The 18,892-nt window shown below is 36.4% G+C and carries 17 protein-coding genes, 1 tRNA gene and 1 rRNA gene; 1 reads left to right on the top strand and 18 read right to left on the bottom strand.

Annotated features, from left to right (window positions below; genetic code table 11):
* The 18 genes from H7K77_RS01175 to H7K77_RS01090 form a co-directional block, all read right to left on the bottom strand.
* Nucleotides 1–64: ribosomal RNA gene (locus H7K77_RS01175) — 16S ribosomal RNA — on the bottom strand; the annotation flags it as partial.
* A 443-nt stretch (nt 65–507) separates the two neighbouring features.
* Entirely contained in the window at nt 508–1,992 is a 1,485-nt protein-coding gene (gene lysS, locus H7K77_RS01170; RefSeq protein WP_186575885.1) for a lysine--tRNA ligase, read from the bottom strand.
* 491 nt (nt 1,993–2,483) lie between these two features.
* Nucleotides 2,484–2,690, bottom strand: a complete 207-nt coding sequence (locus H7K77_RS01165; RefSeq protein WP_186575884.1) for a helix-turn-helix domain-containing protein — start codon at nt 2,688–2,690, stop codon at nt 2,484–2,486.
* Nucleotides 2,660–3,169 (bottom strand): 2-amino-4-hydroxy-6-hydroxymethyldihydropteridine diphosphokinase, encoded by a 510-nt coding sequence (gene folK / locus H7K77_RS01160; protein WP_186575883.1) that lies wholly within the window; start codon nt 3,167–3,169, stop codon nt 2,660–2,662. Before folK ends, H7K77_RS01165 begins: the two co-directional genes overlap by 31 nt.
* A complete protein-coding gene (gene folB, locus H7K77_RS01155) occupies nt 3,169–3,531 on the bottom strand; it encodes a dihydroneopterin aldolase (protein ID WP_186575882.1) in 363 nt (120 codons plus the stop codon). The genes folK and folB overlap by 1 nt, the downstream gene beginning before the upstream one ends.
* A gap of 1 nt (nt 3,532) precedes the next feature.
* On the bottom strand, nt 3,533–4,360 hold the full coding sequence (folP, locus tag H7K77_RS01150) for a dihydropteroate synthase (RefSeq protein WP_186575881.1): 828 nt from the start codon (nt 4,358–4,360) through the stop codon (nt 3,533–3,535).
* Between the two features lie 122 nt (nt 4,361–4,482).
* Nucleotides 4,483–5,409, bottom strand: a complete 927-nt coding sequence (gene cysK / locus H7K77_RS01145; protein ID WP_186575880.1) for a cysteine synthase A — start codon at nt 5,407–5,409, stop codon at nt 4,483–4,485.
* A gap of 107 nt (nt 5,410–5,516) precedes the next feature.
* The gene (locus H7K77_RS01140) at nt 5,517–6,416 is read right to left on the bottom strand and encodes a peptidylprolyl isomerase (protein ID WP_186575879.1); all 900 of its coding nucleotides are present in this window, start codon (nt 6,414–6,416) and stop codon (nt 5,517–5,519) included.
* Between the two features lie 18 nt (nt 6,417–6,434).
* The gene (gene hslO, locus H7K77_RS01135; RefSeq protein WP_186575878.1) at nt 6,435–7,307 is read right to left on the bottom strand and encodes an Hsp33 family molecular chaperone HslO; all 873 of its coding nucleotides are present in this window, start codon (nt 7,305–7,307) and stop codon (nt 6,435–6,437) included.
* A 16-nt stretch (nt 7,308–7,323) separates the two neighbouring features.
* A complete protein-coding gene (locus H7K77_RS01130; RefSeq protein WP_186575877.1) occupies nt 7,324–8,109 on the bottom strand; it encodes a type III pantothenate kinase in 786 nt (261 codons plus the stop codon).
* A 222-nt stretch (nt 8,110–8,331) separates the two neighbouring features.
* Nucleotides 8,332–10,320, bottom strand: coding sequence for an ATP-dependent zinc metalloprotease FtsH (gene ftsH / locus H7K77_RS01125; RefSeq protein ID WP_186575876.1), 1,989 nt, complete (start codon nt 10,318–10,320; stop codon nt 8,332–8,334).
* A 133-nt stretch (nt 10,321–10,453) separates the two neighbouring features.
* The gene (gene hpt / locus H7K77_RS01120; RefSeq protein ID WP_186575875.1) at nt 10,454–10,996 is read right to left on the bottom strand and encodes a hypoxanthine phosphoribosyltransferase; all 543 of its coding nucleotides are present in this window, start codon (nt 10,994–10,996) and stop codon (nt 10,454–10,456) included.
* Between the two features lie 11 nt (nt 10,997–11,007).
* Nucleotides 11,008–12,408 (bottom strand): tRNA lysidine(34) synthetase TilS, encoded by a 1,401-nt coding sequence (gene tilS / locus H7K77_RS01115; protein WP_186575874.1) that lies wholly within the window; start codon nt 12,406–12,408, stop codon nt 11,008–11,010.
* 116 nt (nt 12,409–12,524) lie between these two features.
* Nucleotides 12,525–13,526, bottom strand: a complete 1,002-nt coding sequence (locus H7K77_RS01110; RefSeq protein ID WP_186575873.1) for a protein kinase domain-containing protein — start codon at nt 13,524–13,526, stop codon at nt 12,525–12,527.
* Nucleotides 13,495–14,235, bottom strand: coding sequence for a VWA domain-containing protein (locus H7K77_RS01105; RefSeq protein ID WP_186575872.1), 741 nt, complete (start codon nt 14,233–14,235; stop codon nt 13,495–13,497). The genes H7K77_RS01110 and H7K77_RS01105 overlap by 32 nt, the downstream gene beginning before the upstream one ends.
* Nucleotides 14,236–14,376: 141 nt before the next feature.
* Complete coding sequence (gene spoIIE / locus H7K77_RS01100) at nt 14,377–16,830, bottom strand: stage II sporulation protein E (protein WP_186575871.1); 2,454 nt, start codon at nt 16,828–16,830, stop codon at nt 14,377–14,379.
* A 420-nt stretch (nt 16,831–17,250) separates the two neighbouring features.
* Nucleotides 17,251–17,880, bottom strand: coding sequence for an NUDIX hydrolase (locus H7K77_RS01095; RefSeq protein ID WP_235988793.1), 630 nt, complete (start codon nt 17,878–17,880; stop codon nt 17,251–17,253).
* 11 nt (nt 17,881–17,891) lie between these two features.
* Nucleotides 17,892–18,467, bottom strand: coding sequence for a histidine phosphatase family protein (locus tag H7K77_RS01090; protein WP_186575870.1), 576 nt, complete (start codon nt 18,465–18,467; stop codon nt 17,892–17,894).
* Nucleotides 18,468–18,634: 167 nt separating this feature from the next.
* Between H7K77_RS01090 and H7K77_RS01085 the strand changes: the two genes are divergently transcribed.
* Nucleotides 18,635–18,708 (top strand) — tRNA-Met (locus tag H7K77_RS01085).
* The last annotated feature ends 184 nt before the right edge of the window (nt 18,709–18,892 follow it).

Here is an 18,892-nt window from a genome sequence, read left to right as displayed (position 1 = left end):
CGACTTGCATGTATTAGGCACGCCGCCAGCGTTCGTCCTGAGCCAAGATCAAACTCTCCATAAAGTGTTTGCTTGCTCTAAAACTTGACTAGCTTTTTCTTACTTGACATACTGATTGTTTTGTTCAGTTTTCAAAGATCAATATTCAGTCACTTGTTTAAGCGACAACTTTTACATTGTATCAAGCCGACAACAGAAAGTCAACAACTTTTTTACAATGTATTTTCTTTCATAAATTGTCATACATAAAATAGCGACCTTGATAATATATCATGTTGATTATCATTAGTCAATATGATTTTAAAACATTTGCGTTACCGTTCAAGGCAACGATATATAATTTAACATGCTTTCAATTACAAAGCAATAGAAAATTTACGAATGTTTAATGTAATTTTTTCTTACAGAGATTATCATTACACAAAATAGTATTATTTAAACCTTCTATCTTATTATTTTGTTTGAAAATAAAGAAAAGGCCTAACATAGTAGGCCTTTCTATAATAATTAATCCCGGTTTCTCATCTGAGGGAACAACAAGACATCTCTTATGGATGGCGCATTTGTTAGCAACATCACTAGCCGATCAATTCCAATCCCTAGACCTCCAGTTGGCGGCATGCCGTACTCCAATGCTTCAAGGAAGTCTTCATCCATATCATGCGCTTCGTCGTTTCCTTGCTCTTTCTCTTTCACTTGCGCTTCAAATCTTTCACGTTGATCTATTGGATCATTCAATTCAGAAAATGCATTTGCATGTTCTCTACCAACAATAAATAACTCAAACCTATCCGTAAATCTCTCATCTTCTTTATTTTTCTTAGCTAATGGAGATATCTCTACTGGATGTCCATATACAAATGTTGGTTGTATTAATGTTTCTTCTACCTTTTGTTCAAAAAATTCGTTTACGATATGACCAAAAGTCATCGTATCCTTTATTTCTACTCCATGCTCTTTAGCAAGAGATTTTGCATCTTCATTACTCATTTGTTGCCAGAAATCAACACCCGTTTGATTTTTTACTGCATCTACCATATGAAGTCTTGTCCATTTTGGTTCCAAATTAACTTCATAATCTCCATAAGGAACAGTGGTTGAACCCGTTACTTCTTTAGCAATATGCGCAACCATGTTTTCCACAAGTGACATGACGTCATGGAAGTCAGCATAAGCTTCATATAGTTCTAACATTGTAAACTCTGGATTATGGCGTGTAGATACACCCTCATTACGGAACACTCGTCCAATTTCATATACTTTTTCCATTCCACCAACAATCAGTCTTTTTAAATGCAGTTCAATTGCTATCCTCATATATAAAGGAATATCTAATGCATTGTGGTGCGTAATAAAAGGTCTAGCTGAAGCTCCACCAGCTATGCCGTGCATCATTGGTGTTTCAACTTCTAAAAATCCACTATTATCTAAATAACGACGCATGGATTGAATAATTTTACTACGTGTTACAAACGTTTCCTTACTCTGAGGATTGGTTATTAAATCTAGGTAACGTTGACGGTATCGTTGTTCTACATCCTTTAAACCATGAAACTTTTCCGGTAACGGTCTAAGAGATTTAGTTAATAGCTCAAATTTATCAGCTTTTACAGATAATTCCCCAACGTTGGTTTTAAAAACTATTCCCGTTACTCCAACAATATCTCCTAAATCGACGGTATTAAAAAGTTCATATGCTTCTTCACCAATTTTATCTTTTCTAACATACAGTTGAATCTGGCCACTTAGATCTTGGATATGAGTAAAGCCAGCCTTACCTTTTCCGCGCTTAGTCATGACACGGCCAGCAATAGTAGTTTCTATTTTCTTTTCCTCTAATTCTTCTTTTGAAAGTTGTTCGTATGCTACCTGTAGTTCTTCAGCTAGATGCGTTCTTTCGAATTTGTCTCCGAATGGGTCTATGCCTTTTCCTTGATAAGCTTGCAATTTGTCTCTACGGACACGCATATGCTCATTTAATTCTTCACTCATTTTTGTCTCACTCCATTTTATTAAATTTTTCTAGATATATGTAAAGACTTCAAAAAGTTAATTCACTAATAACTCAACAAATACTTTCATTATTAAAAAGCTGCCAGTTGAGTACTGGCAGCATCACACATATGGTTTAGTATAGAAAACGAGATGCAACGTGTCAATGTTAAACCCTTAAGAAATACGTTCTTGAAGCTGTTCTACATAATTATATAGAATTTATTCTAAACCTTGACGAATTCAACGTGATTCAATTGACTTCTCACTTCTCCAAATCTTTTATTCCTTTATAATAGCAAGTATTTTTCCCATTACAGAACTGGGTACTTTTGTTCTCTTTAATAAGAACCGGTTCCTTAAGATCTGTTTTTGCTATTTTAGAAAAATCAATATCTCCATCGTCTAGTACAGGTATCTAAGAGACTCTTCACCTGATTAAGTATATCCCAATATGTGCAACCTACATACATTTGCTAGTCCTCTTACAATTATGCTTTATTCTCTAGCTCTTCAATGGATACATTTAAAACTTCTGCAATGCTGTTTATTAATTCATCAGACGGAACGCGATTACCACGTTCTACCTCACCCATTATCGAAACTGAGATACTTAATGCTCTTGCAAATTCAATTTGAGTATATCCCTTTAATTTACGATAGGCCTTTATTCGCCTTCCCCATTCGATGGCATCCATTTAATTACTCCCTTTTTTTCTTCTGGCGATACCCCATCTAGAATAGAGGACACACTTTTGTTTATCAATGGTATGTTAATCAATGGATTCAACTCATTTAAAGGAATTAACACAAAAGCTCGCTCGTTCATTCTAGGATGAGGTACAGTTAATTGTTCCGTTTTAATATTTTCTTGATTGTAAAGCAAAATGTCAAGGTCTATCGTTCGTGGGCCCCATCTCAACTTTCTTTTTCTACCCAGTTGCAATTCTACAGACTGGCAATATAATAATAAATTAATAGGGTCAAGATTGGTTTCTATTTCCAAAACCATATTTAAAAAATTATCTTGTTCTGTATATCCAACTGGGTCAGTTTCATATACAGACGACTTATTCACCAGTTTAACATCATCTGTTTCTAAATTTTTGATTGCCTGATTTAGATAATGGTCCCTTGGCTTGATATTTGAACCAAGCGCTATATATGCCGTATTCATCATTTTTTCTCCCTATAGATTTCTACAGCTACAGATTGATAATGTCCTGGTATAGGCGGATCGGGTTTATATATTTTAACCGTACAAGCTGTTATTTTATCAAACTCACCCAATAACGCTTCTGCTATATCATCTGCAACAGCCTCTACTAAATTCCTAGCCGCACCTTCAACTATTTCCTTTGTTACTTGAAAAATGCTACCGTAATTAACTGAGTCTGCCATATTGTCGGTCTTTCCAGCTTTATACAAATCAACTGCTAATATTAAATCAACATAAAACCTTTGCCCTAGCTTATTTTCTTCCGGAAATAATCCGTGATAACCATAGAACTCCATCTTATTTAGGTAAATTTTATCCAAGTTACTCGCACCCTTTTCCCATCATAGCATCCATCATCCTAGTCATTCGTACCGTTGATTGTACATTATGTACCCTAACAATATCAACACCTTTTGTTATTCCAAAACAGGTTGTAGCTCCTGTCCCCTCATCCCTTTGATCAACAGGTAAATTTAAAACATTCCCTATCATTCTTTTCCTTGATGTTCCTAATAGCAATGGATAGCCTAATTCTTTTATTTGATCTAGATTCCGCATGACATATAGATTTTCTTCATGTGTTTTTGCAAAACCTATCCCAGGGTCTAAAATAATATTGTTTTGTTCCACCCCCGCATTTATTGCAATTGCAATACTTTCCATAAAATCTGCTTTCATATCATCCATAATAGACGTATAGCTTGTATCTGTTCTGTTATGCATTAAGATAATTGGTACATGAAATGAAGCCGCCACTTCAGCAATCTCCGGTTCCTTCTTTGCACCCCAGATATCATTTATTATCGCAGCTCCAGCTAATACAGCCTGTCTAGCTACTTCTGCTTTATAGGTATCAATAGATATTGGAATATTTATTTTACCATGTAATGCTTTAATAATTGGGAGAACTCGATCGAGCTCCTCTTGTAAAGAAACTGGTTGATGACCCGGGCGTGTTGATTCCCCTCCAACATCAATTATATCCGCACCATCCTTTTCTAAGTGGATTGCCTGTTCTACAGCTGCATCTATCTCATTAAAGTTACCCCCATCAGAAAAGGAATCAGGTGTAACATTTAATATACCCATTACCAACGTTTTCCTATCCAAGTTATAACGTTTTACATTAGTCGTTAACCACTTGTCCATAAGTAACCATCCTTTTTCTTGACCTTTGTCTTACAGTTTAACACTTAGAATTAAGTTGTGTTAAAACTAGCAACAATAATAAAGACGATCTCTTTTTAGCGAGACCGCCCATTAACTATTATTTATTCTTCATCAAATTGATATAGAGGTGTAGACAAGTATCTTTCTCCGTTACTAGGAATAACTGCTAAAACCTTTTTGCCTTTTCCTAGTTTTTTAGCCACTTGTTTCGCTGCATGGATCGCGGCACCTGATGAAACACCACCAAGTACACCTTCGTTTCGTGCTGCTTCACGTGCAGCTGCGTAAGCCTCATCATTACTTACTGTAAGAACTTCATCATAAATTTCGGTATTTAAAACTTTCGGTACAAAACCTGCACCAATTCCTTGAATTTTGTGCGGTCCTGGTTGACCTCCAGATAATATCGCAGATGCTTCCGGCTCTACAGCGTAGATAGTAATGTCTTTATAAGCCTCTTTTAATACTTTTCCAGCTCCTGTAATAGTTCCACCTGTACCAATTCCAGAAATGAATGCATCTAATTGATCACCCATTTGTTCCACAATTTCCTTACCAGTAGTACGAGCATGTACCTCTGGATTTGCTTCATTGTTAAACTGCTGCGGCATAAAGTAGCCATTTTGTTCTTGTAGTTCTTCAGCTTTCTTAATGGCACCTTTCATACCTTCAGCACCCGGAGTAAGCACTAATTCCGCACCATAAGCACGTAGTAAATTACGACGTTCCATACTCATTGTATCAGGCATAACTAGAATCGCTTTATAACCTTTAATTGCAGCTACTAAAGCAATACCAATACCAGTATTACCACTAGTCGGCTCAATGATAGTATCTCCATCCTTTAGTTTACCAGCCTTTTCTGCTGCTTCTACCATAGCAAGGGCAATACGGTCTTTTACAGAGCTACCAGGATTCATATATTCAAGCTTCAAGTAAATTTCAGCATCCTCTGAACCTGCCGTGCGATTTAATTTTACGATTGGGGTATTCCCGATTAATTCAGCAATTGATTGTGCTGCTTTCATGCTATCACTCCTAATCCCTAGTATTTTTGTTGGATTTGTTTGTATTTTCAATTTACTTTATTTAACCATAAAAATCAACCTAAATGGTCGGAATTTTATTACTTTTTTTAATCATATACCCAATTAACTTCGAATTGGTCCCACAATTGGTCAGCATTAACTGAACTCTTTAATTTGTCCAATGCAAGATCACGCCTTATTTGGCTTTTTAGTTCCTCGAAATCAAAGGTCACTGATGGAAGTAATTGGTGGAGATAGATAATAGCAACACCATTTGCAGACAGAAAAGGATCGCTGTAAGATAACTCTTTCATATCACTTGCCTTAGAATAATATTCAGATGGTAATAATTCACTGTCCTCTGTAAAGTACCCTAAATAACCACCTTTTAGCCTAGTGTTTTCATCAATGGAATATTCTTTCGCAAGCGATTCGAAAGATTCACCATTTTCCAACTCGCGAATTAGCTTTTCTGCCGTTTCTTTATCCTTAACTAGAATATGCGAAAGTTGTATGGATTCTTGAAACTGGTATTGGTTTTTATAATGCTCGTAATATTCTTCTATTTCACTATTCGCTATTTCTATGTCCCTCGTAAACAATTCTTCTAAATATAAACGGTAGCGAATATCCTCGGTCCACTTCTTTATATTCCGTTCAATTTCTTCCTTACCTAGAACACCTTTCATGGTTAATAAAAGAGAGATCTCCCGCTCTATTATTTTACTGTTTACTTCTAGGTTTTCATCCTTAGCCAGTTTCGTGACAATATTTTTGTTGATTAACTCCTTTAATGACTGTTTCCCATAGTTTGTTTCCAAGTCCGCTAACCATTGTTCAGAAGAGATTTCACTATTTCCTATTGTTGCTACCGGTTCATCCTCTTTAACATCAACATTTAAAAAACTTAAATTATTAACACTTCTATCCTTCATCCATACTGCTACTGTCAATAAATTCGTTAGTAATAGTATGATGATTACTCCCCATAGAAACTTCCGGGTCATATCATTACTTTCCTCTCCCTATTCTGATTTTAATTCACTTAATTCCTCCACATCGAAGGTATATTTCTCATTACAAAAATGGCACGTTGCCTCAGCACCGTTATCTTCTTGGATCATTAGATCAATTTCTTCATTACCTAAGCTTTTAATAGCTTGGCCGATTCTGTCTTTTGAACAATGACAGTGGTATTCAATTGGCAACTTTTCGTGTATTTTAAGGTTTTCTTCCCCTAGAAGCTTATTTAATATTTCTTCTGGTGAATTACCATCACGTACTAAGCTTGAAATTGGTGGAATATTATTAATTCTATTTTCAATCATTGATATTGTATCATCACTTGCACCAGGCATCACTTGAATAATAAAGCCACCTGACGCCAAAATGGTATGATCTGGATTCACGAGTACCCCTGCCCCAACAGCAGATGGTACCTGTTCTGAGTTAGCAAAGTAGTATGTGAAGTCCTCACTCACTTCTCCTGAAATAATTGGTACCTGGCCAGTAAAGTGCTCTTTTAATCCCAAGTCTTTAACAACACTCAGCGTACCTTGAGTTCCAACAGCTCTTGCTACGTCTAGTTTTCCTTTTTCATTCAAATCAAAATCAACATGAGGATTGGAAATATATCCTCTCACTTCCCCAATCGCATTTCCGTCAGCAACAATTGGTCCAGTTGGCCCATCACCTTCTAATTTAACAGTTAGTTTGTCCTTACCTTTAAGCATAGCTCCCATCATTGCAGTTATGGTAATCGTCCTACCTAAAGCCGCAGATGCCGTTGCCCATGTATCCTGTCTTCTTCTAGCCTCTTCAACTGTATCTGTTGATTGAATGGCATAAGCACGTACAGATCCTTTAAACGCTGTTGCCTTTATTAAGTAATCACCCATGTTGTATTTCGCTCCTTTATTTGTTTGTATTATTTTTTTCATTTTTAGTATAAATCTGATAGAGGCCCTTAAGCGTTAAGGAGGTATCTACAATATCAATTGTTGCAGAATCCTTAGCAATAAGCGTTGATAAGCCACCTGTTGCAATTACCTTTGGGTTATCCGAATACTGCTCTTTTATTCTCCGAACCACTTCGTCAACCTGGCCAACGTATCCAAAGTAAACTCCAGATTGCATCGCCTCGACAGTAGAAGCACCTATCACATTACCTGGGTTTTTTATTTCAATTTTAGGTAGTTTTGCCGCTTTTGAATATAAAGCTTCTAGCGAAACATTAATACCGGGGGCAATTGCTCCACCTACATATTCTGTCTTCTCATTAATATAGCAGTATGTAGTTGCCGTTCCAAAATCTATAATAATTAGTGGACTACCATATTCTTGGATAGCTCCAACTGCATTTACAACTCTATCTGCTCCCAACTCACTCGGATTAGGGTAAAGCATCTTCAGAGAAGAATTAATCGTTTTACTGCCTATAATCATCGGCCTCTTTTTAAAGTATTTTTCTGCCATCCTCTCTAATGCAAACATAATCGGTGGTACAACAGAAGAGATTATAATTCCATCCATATCTGAGAATGTTAATCCATCATGATCCATTAACGATTTAATAAGCATGGCAAATTCATCTTCTGTTTTATAACGATCTGTTTTAATCCGCCACTGGTATGCAAGTTGTCCATCTTTAAATACACCTAAGACTGTATTGGTATTACCTACATCTAAAACAAAAATCATTGCTTATTCACCACTTCTAATTATAATGTGCGCCTGTAATTGTCGTCCTATTACTGATAACTTTTTTCTCATTTAATCCTTTATCAAATCTTATGTATGGTTTAATGAATGACACCTGTAGCTAATTTTACACATTTATCAAATAAAAGCGCAAGTGTACTGATTGTTAAGGATAAACCCACATATAGAAAAAAGCCTTTCTCAAGGAAAGGCTCTTTCTCATTATTCTTTGCTTTTATCTTCATTTGATTCTTCTGTTTTTTCCTCTGACTTCGAGTTTATATTTACTCGAACATCTTTTGAATCAGTTGAAGGATTTTCTTCTGTACTATCCTTGGTACTATCTTGTTTAGTATCTTTACCATCCTGTTCGGATACAACTGGATCAGGAAGTACACCTTCTTCAAACAACGATTTAATTTGTGCTGCATCTAAAGTTTCTACTTCAAGTAAAGTCTGAGCAATTAATTCAAGCTTATCCTTCTTGTCAGTAAGGATTTGCTTTGCTCGCTCGTAGCATTGATTGATAAAGTTTTGAATCTCTTGATCAATCTCATATGCAATTGCATCACTATAGTTTTGTTCATTTTGCATATCTCTGCCAAGAAATACTTGACCTCCGGAACTTCCGAATTGTAATGGTCCGATTTTATCACTCATTCCATATTCGGTTACCATTTTACGAGCAATTCCTGTAGCGCGTTGGAAATCATTGTGAGCTCCAGTACTTACTTCACCAAAGATAACCTCTTCAGCCACACGGCCCCCAAGTAAGCCAGTAATTTTATCTAAGAGTTCTGGTTTAGTCATAAAGTATCTGTCTTCCCTCGGAAGCATAACAGCATAACCACCAGCTTGACCTCTAGGTACAATAGTTACTTTATGTACCATATCCGCATCATCTAATACCATACCAATGACAGTATGCCCACTTTCATGATATGCCACGATGTTACGTTCTTTTTTGGAAATTACCCTACTCTTCTTAGCAGGTCCTGCAATAACACGGTCAATCGCTTCGTCAACATCTTCCATGTCAATCTTCGTTTTATCACTTCTTGCAGCTACTAATGCCGCTTCATTTAATAAATTTTCTAAATCTGCTCCTGAGAATCCAGGTGTACGCATTGCAATAGTTTTTAGGTCTACACTTTCATCTAGAGGTTTATTTCTAGCATGAACTTTTAGAACATCCTCACGACCTTTTAGGTCAGGACGATCAACTGTAATTTGACGGTCAAAACGACCAGGACGTAACAACGCAGGGTCTAGGATATCTGGTCTGTTAGTTGCGGCAATAATAATAATACCTTCATTTTCACCAAAACCATCCATCTCTACAAGTAACTGGTTTAGTGTTTGTTCACGCTCATCGTGTCCACCACCAACACCCGCACCACGCTGTCTACCAACTGCATCAATTTCATCAATAAAGATGATACATGGTGCATTTTTTTTCGCATTTTCGAATAAATCACGAACACGAGATGCACCGACACCGACAAACATCTCTACGAAATCAGAACCACTGATAGAGAAAAACGGTACGCCTGCTTCACCGGCAACAGCTCTTGCTAGTAATGTTTTACCTGTCCCCGGAGGACCAACTAATAAAACACCTTTCGGGATCTTAGCCCCAATTGCAGTAAACTTACGCGGATCCTTTAAGAAGTCAACTACTTCTACTAGTTCTTGCTTCTCTTCATCTGCACCCGCAACATCCTTAAATCTAACCTTCTTTTTCTCTTCACTATACATCTTGGCCTTACTCTTACCAAAGTTCATAACACGGCTTCCGCCACCTTGGGCCTGATTAAGAAGGAAAAAGAATAAGATAAATATAATAACAAACGGTATCATCGTAGTTAAGAATGTTACCCAACCACTTGGTTGTTTCTCTGGTTTTACGTCCACTAATATCTTTTGGCTTTGAGCCGTTTGATAGATATCAGTAACAATAGAATTGTTATTTGGTACGTTAGTTGAAAAAGTAGTACCTTTTTCATCATCTAATTTACCAGTTATAAGATAGACACCATTTGAAGGTCTCATCTCAACAGCAGCAATTTCACCGTTGTTTAACTTCTCAACAAAGTCATTCACTTTAAATTCTTCCGTTTGATTATTCGAGCCATTAAATACTCCAACTACTCCGATTACTACTAGGAATATTAGGAAATAAAATATCACATTCCGAAATATTCGATTCATTGCCTACCTCCTCCCAAACGAGAAAACTATAGTAAATAGTACCATATTAAAAAGGACCATTACAACTAATTGCAATTACCCTTTTAGGATATGTTACAATTCTTCCACTCATTCCACTGAATTAATCTTGTTATTATTCGCCACCATATACTTTAGGCTTTAATACCCCTATATAAGATAGGTTACGGTATTTTTCTTGATAATCTAGACCATACCCAACAACAAATTCGTTTGGAACTTTAAAACCTACAATATCAGCCTTTATATCAACTGTTCGTCCCTCAGGCTTATCTAGTAATGTGACGATTTTAATTGAATTTGCTTTTCTATACTTAAACAAATCAACTAAGTAGCTAAGGGTAAGACCACTGTCTATAATATCTTCTATTATAAGTATGTCTCTTCCTTCTACTTTCGTATTTAGATCCTTTACAATCTTCACTTCGCCTGATGAACGCATCTCACCGCCATAACTTGACACATCCATAAAGTCCATTTCTAAATATGTCTCAGTATGCCTTAGTACATCTGACATAAAAGGCAATGCGCCTTTTAATACACCGATGGCTAAAGGGAATTTACCATCATATTCTTCGGTTAACTGCTTTCCAATTTCTTTACACTTTTGTTCAATTTCTTCTTTAGAAATTAATACTTTTTCAATATCATTGTGCATCCCTTATCCTCCTACATGTTGCCTTTAATGTAATGTAATTGAAGAAAATTACTGCTTGCTATATCTCTATCTGTAACTATTCCCTTTTTTAAACCTATAATCCATACAATATTTCCTTTTTGATCTACAACTATGGGCCAAGTGTCTCGCTGGCTTAAAGGTATCTTCTCATCAATAAAAATATCTTTCACCTTTTTCCTACCATTCAATCCTTTAACTCGGATCTTATCCCCAGGCTTTCTATAACGGATGATTAGAGGAAATGCAAATGTCTCATCAATCGCGAAACTCATTAAATACTTAGTATTCTTATCAGGATTTGATGTGACAGTTGCTGTTAGTTTGGATCCATCTAAAAGCTGACAACTACCTGGCACTTGTAAGGGCAAATGGAATGCTTTCACTTCGCTTTCAAACTTAACAAAGTAAAAATGAACGAAATCGTAAGCTTTACTCATTTTCAACTGACTAGGTAAATCAATCGTAACATTTGGCTTACTATTATGTATTATTTCAAAAAATTGATCCTCATGAACATATGACAATCCATCAGGCATCGTATGGTATAGATAATTTAATATTAGATGAAAGGCTCTTCTTTGTAAAGCAATCGGGTATTTTGAAAAAGGATGAAGATCAAGACTTGCTTCCTTAGTGTCACTCGAAAAAGTAACCGCTTGTTTCAAAACCTTTTCTGCCTCTAAATTTAAGTACAATTCATCATGGGTAATAGTTTGGCTAAGCCTAAATAAATTGCTAATCAAATTTGGATTTTGTTGTTTTAGTAAGGGCAAAACATGTATCCTGTAAAAATTCCGTGTATAACTGTCTTCACTGTTGGAAGGGTCTATTCTTGGTGTTAAATCATTATTCTTACAGTATTCTTCAATAGCAACTCTTGTCACGGAAAGAAATGGGCGAATGATATGTCCGTTAGCAAATTCCCGCTTCATCGGAATACCCTTTAAGCCATCTGGATTGGTTCCTCGCGTTAACCTCATTACTAAAGTTTCAGCTTGATCGTCTCCATGGTGACCTAAGGCTAGATAGTCTGCTTGGAAGACTTCCATTTGTTCACGAAAATATTGATAACGTAATTCTCTAGCAGCTTGTTGAGTTCCTACGCTAGATTCCTTCTTATACGTTTTAACATCTACTTTAGTTTCAACAAATTCAATTTCCCATTGCTTACATATTGATTTAACAAACTCAACATCTTGTTCAGACTCTTTTCCCCTTAATTGGTGATCAACTGATGCAGCAATCAGTCTTAATTCCCACGTTTCCTTAAGCGTATGTAACAAATGAAGGAGTGCTAACGAGTCAGGGCCACCTGATACCCCTACTATTACGGTTGATTTTTTGTGTAATAGCTGATGTTTATAAATAAAGTCGCTAACCTCTTGAATCATGATAGACACTCCAACTACTTATATAGATTTCTTTTTCCTATGTACGATAACTACTTATCCCATTACCTCCCTTATCTTAACAAAAAGGGAGATAATAGGATAGTTTAATTATAGAACTAATTCAAAAATAGATAAAATAGATAGAACACCATGACAACAAGGGTAATTCCAAGACTTTCCAAAATCGGGTGGACACTTTTTTTATTTTGAGTCGCTTGAGGCATTTGTGACCTTTTCTGCGTTACGGGCTGCTTACTACTTACTGGCTTATTAACTTTATCTTTCCTACTATAATTTTCTTTAGAAATTTGTTTCTCCATTAATACATGAGATAAATCTCGTTTCATTTGTTCACTTGTTTGGTATTGACCAGTTAATGCATTTTTTAAAACAGATTCGTATTTTTTCAACTGTGTTGTTTGATTTAGCTTTGTTAATAATGTTCGTTTAGGGGAACTTCCTCGTTCAAAACGTTTTGGATGATAGAAATGGACCATCACCATAGCAAGAGCAAATAAATCATAGCTTGGCTCAGCCTTTCTTGTACCCATGTTCCAATAACCTCTATCAAAGAATTCAGTGTATTCTTTAATAGACCTACCTATTTGGGTAGTTCCCCCTACATCTATCCATCTCATTCTCGCAGGAGGGTATGTCACAATCAAGTTTTCTGTTTTTAAATCACCAAACACCCACCCTTGTTGATGTAAACTTTCTAGATCACCCAATAGTTGTAACATTAAGATACCTAACCATTCTTCACCATGACTTTTCACATAAGTTGACAGCTGCTTTCCACGTAAGTACTCCATTACATAAAAGGAGTATTGAACACCGCTCGGATCCACCCAGTCATCTACATCTAACAAAGAAGGCCCAAGGCGATTTCCCTGGACCTTTTGGAATGTTTTTAAAACATTAACCTCCATTGTTACAGACGAACTTTTTTCACTAATCTTCAATGCCATTTGTTTCCCGTTTGATTCACAAAGATAAACAGATCCTATCGCTCCATGACCTAGCTTACTAATAATTGTATAGTGATGATGGTGCCACTTCCCTCTGACAACCTGACCTCGCCTAAAATCAATAGCCCGCTTCTTCGATGTTTGGTTCATCTTCTCTCATAAAGCTCCTTTTTAAGCTTTTCTTACCAAATTCATACATCGCATCTTTAATTGCTGGGCCAGTAGGGGTAATTCCACCACTAGTTAGTTTAGGAAATACGGAGGATACTGAATCAAGCTTAGATGCCCAATCTGACACTTTATCTATTGCTTTTTTCTTTCCAGGAAATGAGTAAATAGCAAATCTATTTCTGCCAATTCGTGCATTCATACTAACAGATAAATCTATTAATGCTTCACGAACTGTTGGTAATTTATTACTCATACTTGCACTTGTATCTACTAAGACTAATACTTCTAAATCACAGGTTTCACCTAGATCTTCAACCACTTCCATTACTTCTCCTCTTTGTTCAGGAGGCAATTCCTCAAGACTTTGTTTCGAGCCTAGAATCTGCTTCAATTCTTGGTTAACTACACCTTGTAGCGTCTGAGTCATTGCTTGTTTAGTAACCGTTTGGACCGTTTGAGATAATGACTGTTTATAAACAATTTGACTAACACCTTCACCAGACATGGCGATATCTTCTACTTCCTGAAGCCCCATCGGATCCTCACTCCGGTCATCCTCTAATACACCAATAACATTTACTGTGATTCCTTGCTGGGCTGCAAGTGCTGCCACTGCTGAAGGATCTTCTCCCTTGTTAGAACAGCCATCCGTAATTAATAGAATTTGTTTTAATGTACCTTTTTTCATAAGATATTCCTCCTCCTATAAGTCCCAGAGATACAAACCATTTCTTAAACGACTTGCATACTCCACTTCGATATCCTCATTCTCGCCAAAATAGGAGAAAGATATACCTAGAAATCTATCTTACTATTTCCACTAGTATTTCTAGTTTGCCGTCTGATGAAATGTAGGGATTGCCGCCCATTTCGGATTATTTTTTTCTATCTTTGCTACTAAAACAGTCATATCATCATCAATCTCACCATTCTGTGTACGCACTACTTCTTCTAATAAAAGGTCTGCCATATCCTGGGGATCTTCTGTAACCATTTCTTTTATTTTTCTTTTTAGCCACATGTCTACATTCTCTATATTCTTTGGCCCTTCAAAAATGCCATCACTCATCATAATTAAGTAATCGCCAGCCTTTAGTTGTTCATTAACAACTTCAACATCAAACTCTTGAATAATTCCAATTGGCAGATTACTAGCCTCTACTTTAATAATTTTACTTCCTCTTTTAATGAAGCTCGGTGTTGAACCAATTTTCAGGAAACGAACTGCAGCATTGTGCATATCAACCATTGCCAGATCCAATGTAGAAAAGATTTCATCACTTGTTCTTAATGACAAAATAGAGTTAATAGATTTAATGGCTACCTGTTCTTGAATTCCTGATTGTAATATTTGCTGTAACAATCGTAATGTTTCAGTACTTTCTTCATGTGCCCGTTCACCATTTCCCATCCCATCACTAATTGCCATCGCATATTTTCCTGCTCCTAATTCAATGGTGGAATAACTATCGCCAGAGACTAAACCTCCACCTTTAGCTGCATGGGACACTCCTGTTTCAATTACATACTTCCTTGCTGATCCAAAGGATAAATAACAGTAACCATTAGGTATCGGTGATATTTCTTCTTCTTTTACAATAACTGTCTCCTTCAAAATATCTGATAGCATTGGTGCGATCAGCTTTGGACCTTCTCCGTGGTAGTTATAAAAGGATAAATTCATTTCAATATCTATGTTGCCTTTTTCTAGACTATAAATATCTAGTTTTTCTAATTCCATACCCATATGTTTTAAAGCTGCAACGATCTCAACCTCTTGTTGCTCATGATTTTCACGCTCTTTCAAAATCTCCTTAGCAAAGTCACCCATTACCTCCGATACACCTGATAGTTGATCCGCGACAAATTGTCTAGATTCTGTGACTTGCTTCTTTAACTTGCGGTTTGCTTCGAAAAAGGATAGTTCCTGATTCATTGTATCGATTACTTTTTTAGACTTGACACAGTGGTTTTCAAAGTTACTTTGAAGAATCTTATTCGGATGTTGGCCCTCTCCCAATTCTTCTTTAAGGTCTGTCATTAGCTCATATGTCTTATCAAATTGTTGGGCCCAACACCATTCTTTTTTAAAACAAGTTTGACAAGTTTTTTCCGTTACATTACTTAAAAAGTAGTCTGTCTCTTTATCATTACCTTCTTCCAATACATTCTTTTGTTCCAAAGTAAAACTCTTTGATAATGCCTGGAACACGTTAGAGAACTGTTCCACACCATTAGCCGTTACATCACGAACTTTTTGTAAATATTGTTCTTGTTCCTTTGAGTGTTCAATTGTCCCAGGGATGTACCTGGATATTTTCTTTATCCAACTTTCTGGAGTACAGAAAAATAGGATAATCGCAATTCCCGACTCTAACATGGATGGCATTAAAGCATCTATTCCTTTACCATAAATACCGATCAATAGAGTCCCTACTAGTAGTCCTAAACCGACCCCTATTTTCTTACCGTCTTTTAACAAACCGCCTAGTAGTCCTGAAAATGCTAGTAGACTCATTTGGTAAAGACTTGCTACATTGGCGAGGCTTAAGATTAACCCTGCTACTACTCCAACTGTGGATCCAATTGCAGCTCCACCAACATAGGACAACCACAATACAAGATATCTTGATGAAATTTGCTCCATTGATGCTCCCTGTATCTCCCAGCCAATCGTTCCGGTCAAAACAGAAGCAAGTAGAATGATCATGCAAACAATTTCTTCATTTTTTAACGTTGGTTTATATCTTTTTGGTGATAATAACGGAATACTTTGCATAAATATAAGTACTAAGACAGAGCTAAGTACTCCCTCAACCGCTGCCAACATCCACTCGTATGAGGTTAACTGTTCAAATAATGAATAGTATAAAACTCTTGGTAAAACACTTGAGAAGAATACTAGTATTGGTATTATTTTTTGCTGATGATTCATATGCTTTAACAAGGATGCAAAGAATACAAACACTACCATTGCAGTAACTGCATATAAACCATGTTCAAGGCTTAATGTTAGTGCACCTGCAACGGTAGCAAGTATTAACTTAAATGACTTATCTTTGCGCATGAACCAGACAGAAGCTAAAAAAGCTAGTCCAAATGGAGCTAGAGATGAAAGCACAATAGCTCGTCCAAGTAAAAAGCCGACAATAAATAATAACCAACCTTTTTCAAGGAAAATATACTTTGCTTTCTGCCCTATATTATGTCTCCACGACTCAACAAGTTTTCGATTATGAAGTCCAATTGATTTGGATTCGTTCCCAGTAGCTGAATCCATCATTCTACACCACTCCTTCTTGCTGTCTATTAAAACACACCTCTACTTAATATTTTGTCAAAACAACAGAAGTGTCGTTCAAAAATGTTCGACTTCATTCTAGGTTCGTGCACCCTTTTCAACATAAAAACTACCTTTCTTCCCCTGTTCATGTCGATTGATAAATCCTTTCACCCTGACCTTTACTTAGTAAAACTAGTGGTCTATCATATGAAAACAGTGGGTTTTTAACGGTTCACAATAGATAAAGTTTTTTGACGAAACATAGAGTTAAAAACTTTATAGTCGAATGATAGATTATGGAGACAGATATAATTTTTTATGAGAAGGCAAGAACGAAAGTGCAGAACGCCACTTTGCGACGTATGGGCGGGGCTGATTTAATAAATTTCTATACTAAAAAAGCTGATTTCATTTAAGGAATCAGCTTTTTACTATAGAACTATAATTTTTAACTGCACGGCATACTCGAAGATAATAGCTTTCATAATGTGGTACTAAATCACTTTTGCTAACCTTAAAACTAACAGACGTCTTGTTCCCATTAATTGAAGTGAACCCAGTCGCATCTATATGGTTATACTTGTTATCTACTAGGAGTAGTAAATCCTCTACATTTATTTTAACTAGACCAGTTAATTCCTCCTCTTGAATTGCAAAATCCGTTAGTTTCTTTGAGGTTTTATATAAAAAGACATGACAAAACTCTTTATCAATAAAATCTGCACCTACTAATTCTTCGCGAATTACTCCTATTGAGGTAAGTTCACTAAATGGTACAGCTATTCCAAGTTCCTCTTCAAGCTCCCTTACTCCATCTTCTGGTCCCTCTCCTGCCAATAAATGGCCAGCTGCTGAAATATCTAGTAAGTTTGCAAATGTATCTTTTTGCTCATGTCTTTTCTGAAATACTAAATAACTTTGACCGTATTCCTCTATTATGATCCAACAATGAAATGTTTGATGCCATAATCCTTTTTTATGTACTTCTTCTCTACTTGCAGTGCCCATCGCTACAAAGTCATGATCAAAGATAGCAAGGTTCTCTTTCAATATACTTCCTCCTATTCTTTTATCTGGTTTAGGTGACCTACTTGATTATAGTTATGAATCTTCCACTTTTCCTCCATATACTGGACATTGCTGATGCAAGCATTCAATAGCTGCGTCTTACCAACACCAATTTCACCATCTGACATAACGGAAAGGATAGCATTTATTACTGCACCATGAGCAACTAAGAGAATTTTTTTGTTTGGGTATGTAAGGTTTATCTTTTCCATGCCACCCATTACTCTATCTGTTAGGGCACTTCTCGTTTCCATACCTGGATAGTTACCATCTGGATACTGCTCATTTCTTTCTTCAAGCGTTAACCCCTCTGCATCACCAAAGGACCTTTCCTTGAAGTCTTCCATTAAGACTAAGTCAATTCCTAGACCTTGATTAATAATCTCAGCAGTCCTCTTAGCTCGTTCTAAAGGGCTTGCAATTATTAAATCCCAATCTCCTCCTTTAAAGTAATCTCTACATTGACTAGCCTGTTTGATCCCAACCTGATTAAGCGGTATATCGGTCTTTCCTTGCAACTTTCCCAAGTAGTTCCAATCGGTTTGTCCGTGTCTAATTAGACAGATCATATTTCCACCCCTACCATTTTATTATTACTATCCTACCATTTTTTGGAGTATGTGACATATTAGTGTATTACGATATTCAGGTTAAAATTACTTATAATTAATATTGACACACTTAGCAACCTATTGTAATATATCAATTGTGACTCTTTAACTTAATAAAATATTATGGCGGCGTAGCTCAGCTGGCGAGAGCGTACGGTTCATACCCGTGAGGTCGTGGGTTCGATCCCCTCCGCCGCTACTAACGATAAAAGCAGTTCCTCTTCAGGAATTGCTTTTTTCTATTTACATAAAACCTTTTTGCTATTTGTCACAATCAAAACTGTGTAATTGAGATAAAATCTGCAGTAACTTCTTATTTTTTGATTAGTTGAGTGCAAATCCGACGCTGCGGAAAAACACTCGCTTTCCGTGGGGAACGCTTC

Origin of the sequence: Aquibacillus kalidii, from assembly GCF_014280935.1 — a bacterium.
In the GTDB taxonomy this organism is placed as follows: domain Bacteria; phylum Bacillota; class Bacilli; order Bacillales; family Amphibacillaceae; genus Aquibacillus_D; species Aquibacillus_D kalidii.
Note: the sequence above shows the minus strand (reverse complement) of the source record. Positions and strands in the feature narration are given on the sequence as shown.

Coding starts and splice junctions, on each gene's coding strand:
- lysS (WP_186575885.1), bottom strand. CDS start 1,992: ATGAGTGAAGAATTAAATGAGCATATGCGTGTCCGTAGAGACAAATTG.
- H7K77_RS01165 (WP_186575884.1), bottom strand. CDS start 2,690: ATGGATGCCATCGAATGGGGAAGGCGAATAAAGGCCTATCGTAAATTA.
- folK (WP_186575883.1), bottom strand. CDS start 3,169: ATGAATACGGCATATATAGCGCTTGGTTCAAATATCAAGCCAAGGGAC.
- folP (WP_186575881.1), bottom strand. CDS start 4,360: ATGGACAAGTGGTTAACGACTAATGTAAAACGTTATAACTTGGATAGG.
- cysK (WP_186575880.1), bottom strand. CDS start 5,409: ATGAAAGCAGCACAATCAATTGCTGAATTAATCGGGAATACCCCAATC.
- H7K77_RS01140 (WP_186575879.1), bottom strand. CDS start 6,416: ATGACCCGGAAGTTTCTATGGGGAGTAATCATCATACTATTACTAACG.
- hslO (WP_186575878.1), bottom strand. CDS start 7,307: ATGGGTGATTACTTAATAAAGGCAACAGCGTTTAAAGGATCTGTACGT.
- H7K77_RS01130 (WP_186575877.1), bottom strand. CDS start 8,109: ATGATTTTTGTTTTAGATGTAGGTAATACCAATACAGTCTTAGGTGTA.
- ftsH (WP_186575876.1), bottom strand. CDS start 10,320: ATGAATCGAATATTTCGGAATGTGATATTTTATTTCCTAATATTCCTA.
- hpt (WP_186575875.1), bottom strand. CDS start 10,996: ATGCACAATGATATTGAAAAAGTATTAATTTCTAAAGAAGAAATTGAA.
- tilS (WP_186575874.1), bottom strand. CDS start 12,408: ATGATTCAAGAGGTTAGCGACTTTATTTATAAACATCAGCTATTACAC.
- H7K77_RS01110 (WP_186575873.1), bottom strand. CDS start 13,526: ATGAACCAAACATCGAAGAAGCGGGCTATTGATTTTAGGCGAGGTCAG.
- H7K77_RS01105 (WP_186575872.1), bottom strand. CDS start 14,235: ATGAAAAAAGGTACATTAAAACAAATTCTATTAATTACGGATGGCTGT.
- spoIIE (WP_186575871.1), bottom strand. CDS start 16,830: ATGATGGATTCAGCTACTGGGAACGAATCCAAATCAATTGGACTTCAT.
- H7K77_RS01090 (WP_186575870.1), bottom strand. CDS start 18,467: ATGATCTGTCTAATTAGACACGGACAAACCGATTGGAACTACTTGGGA.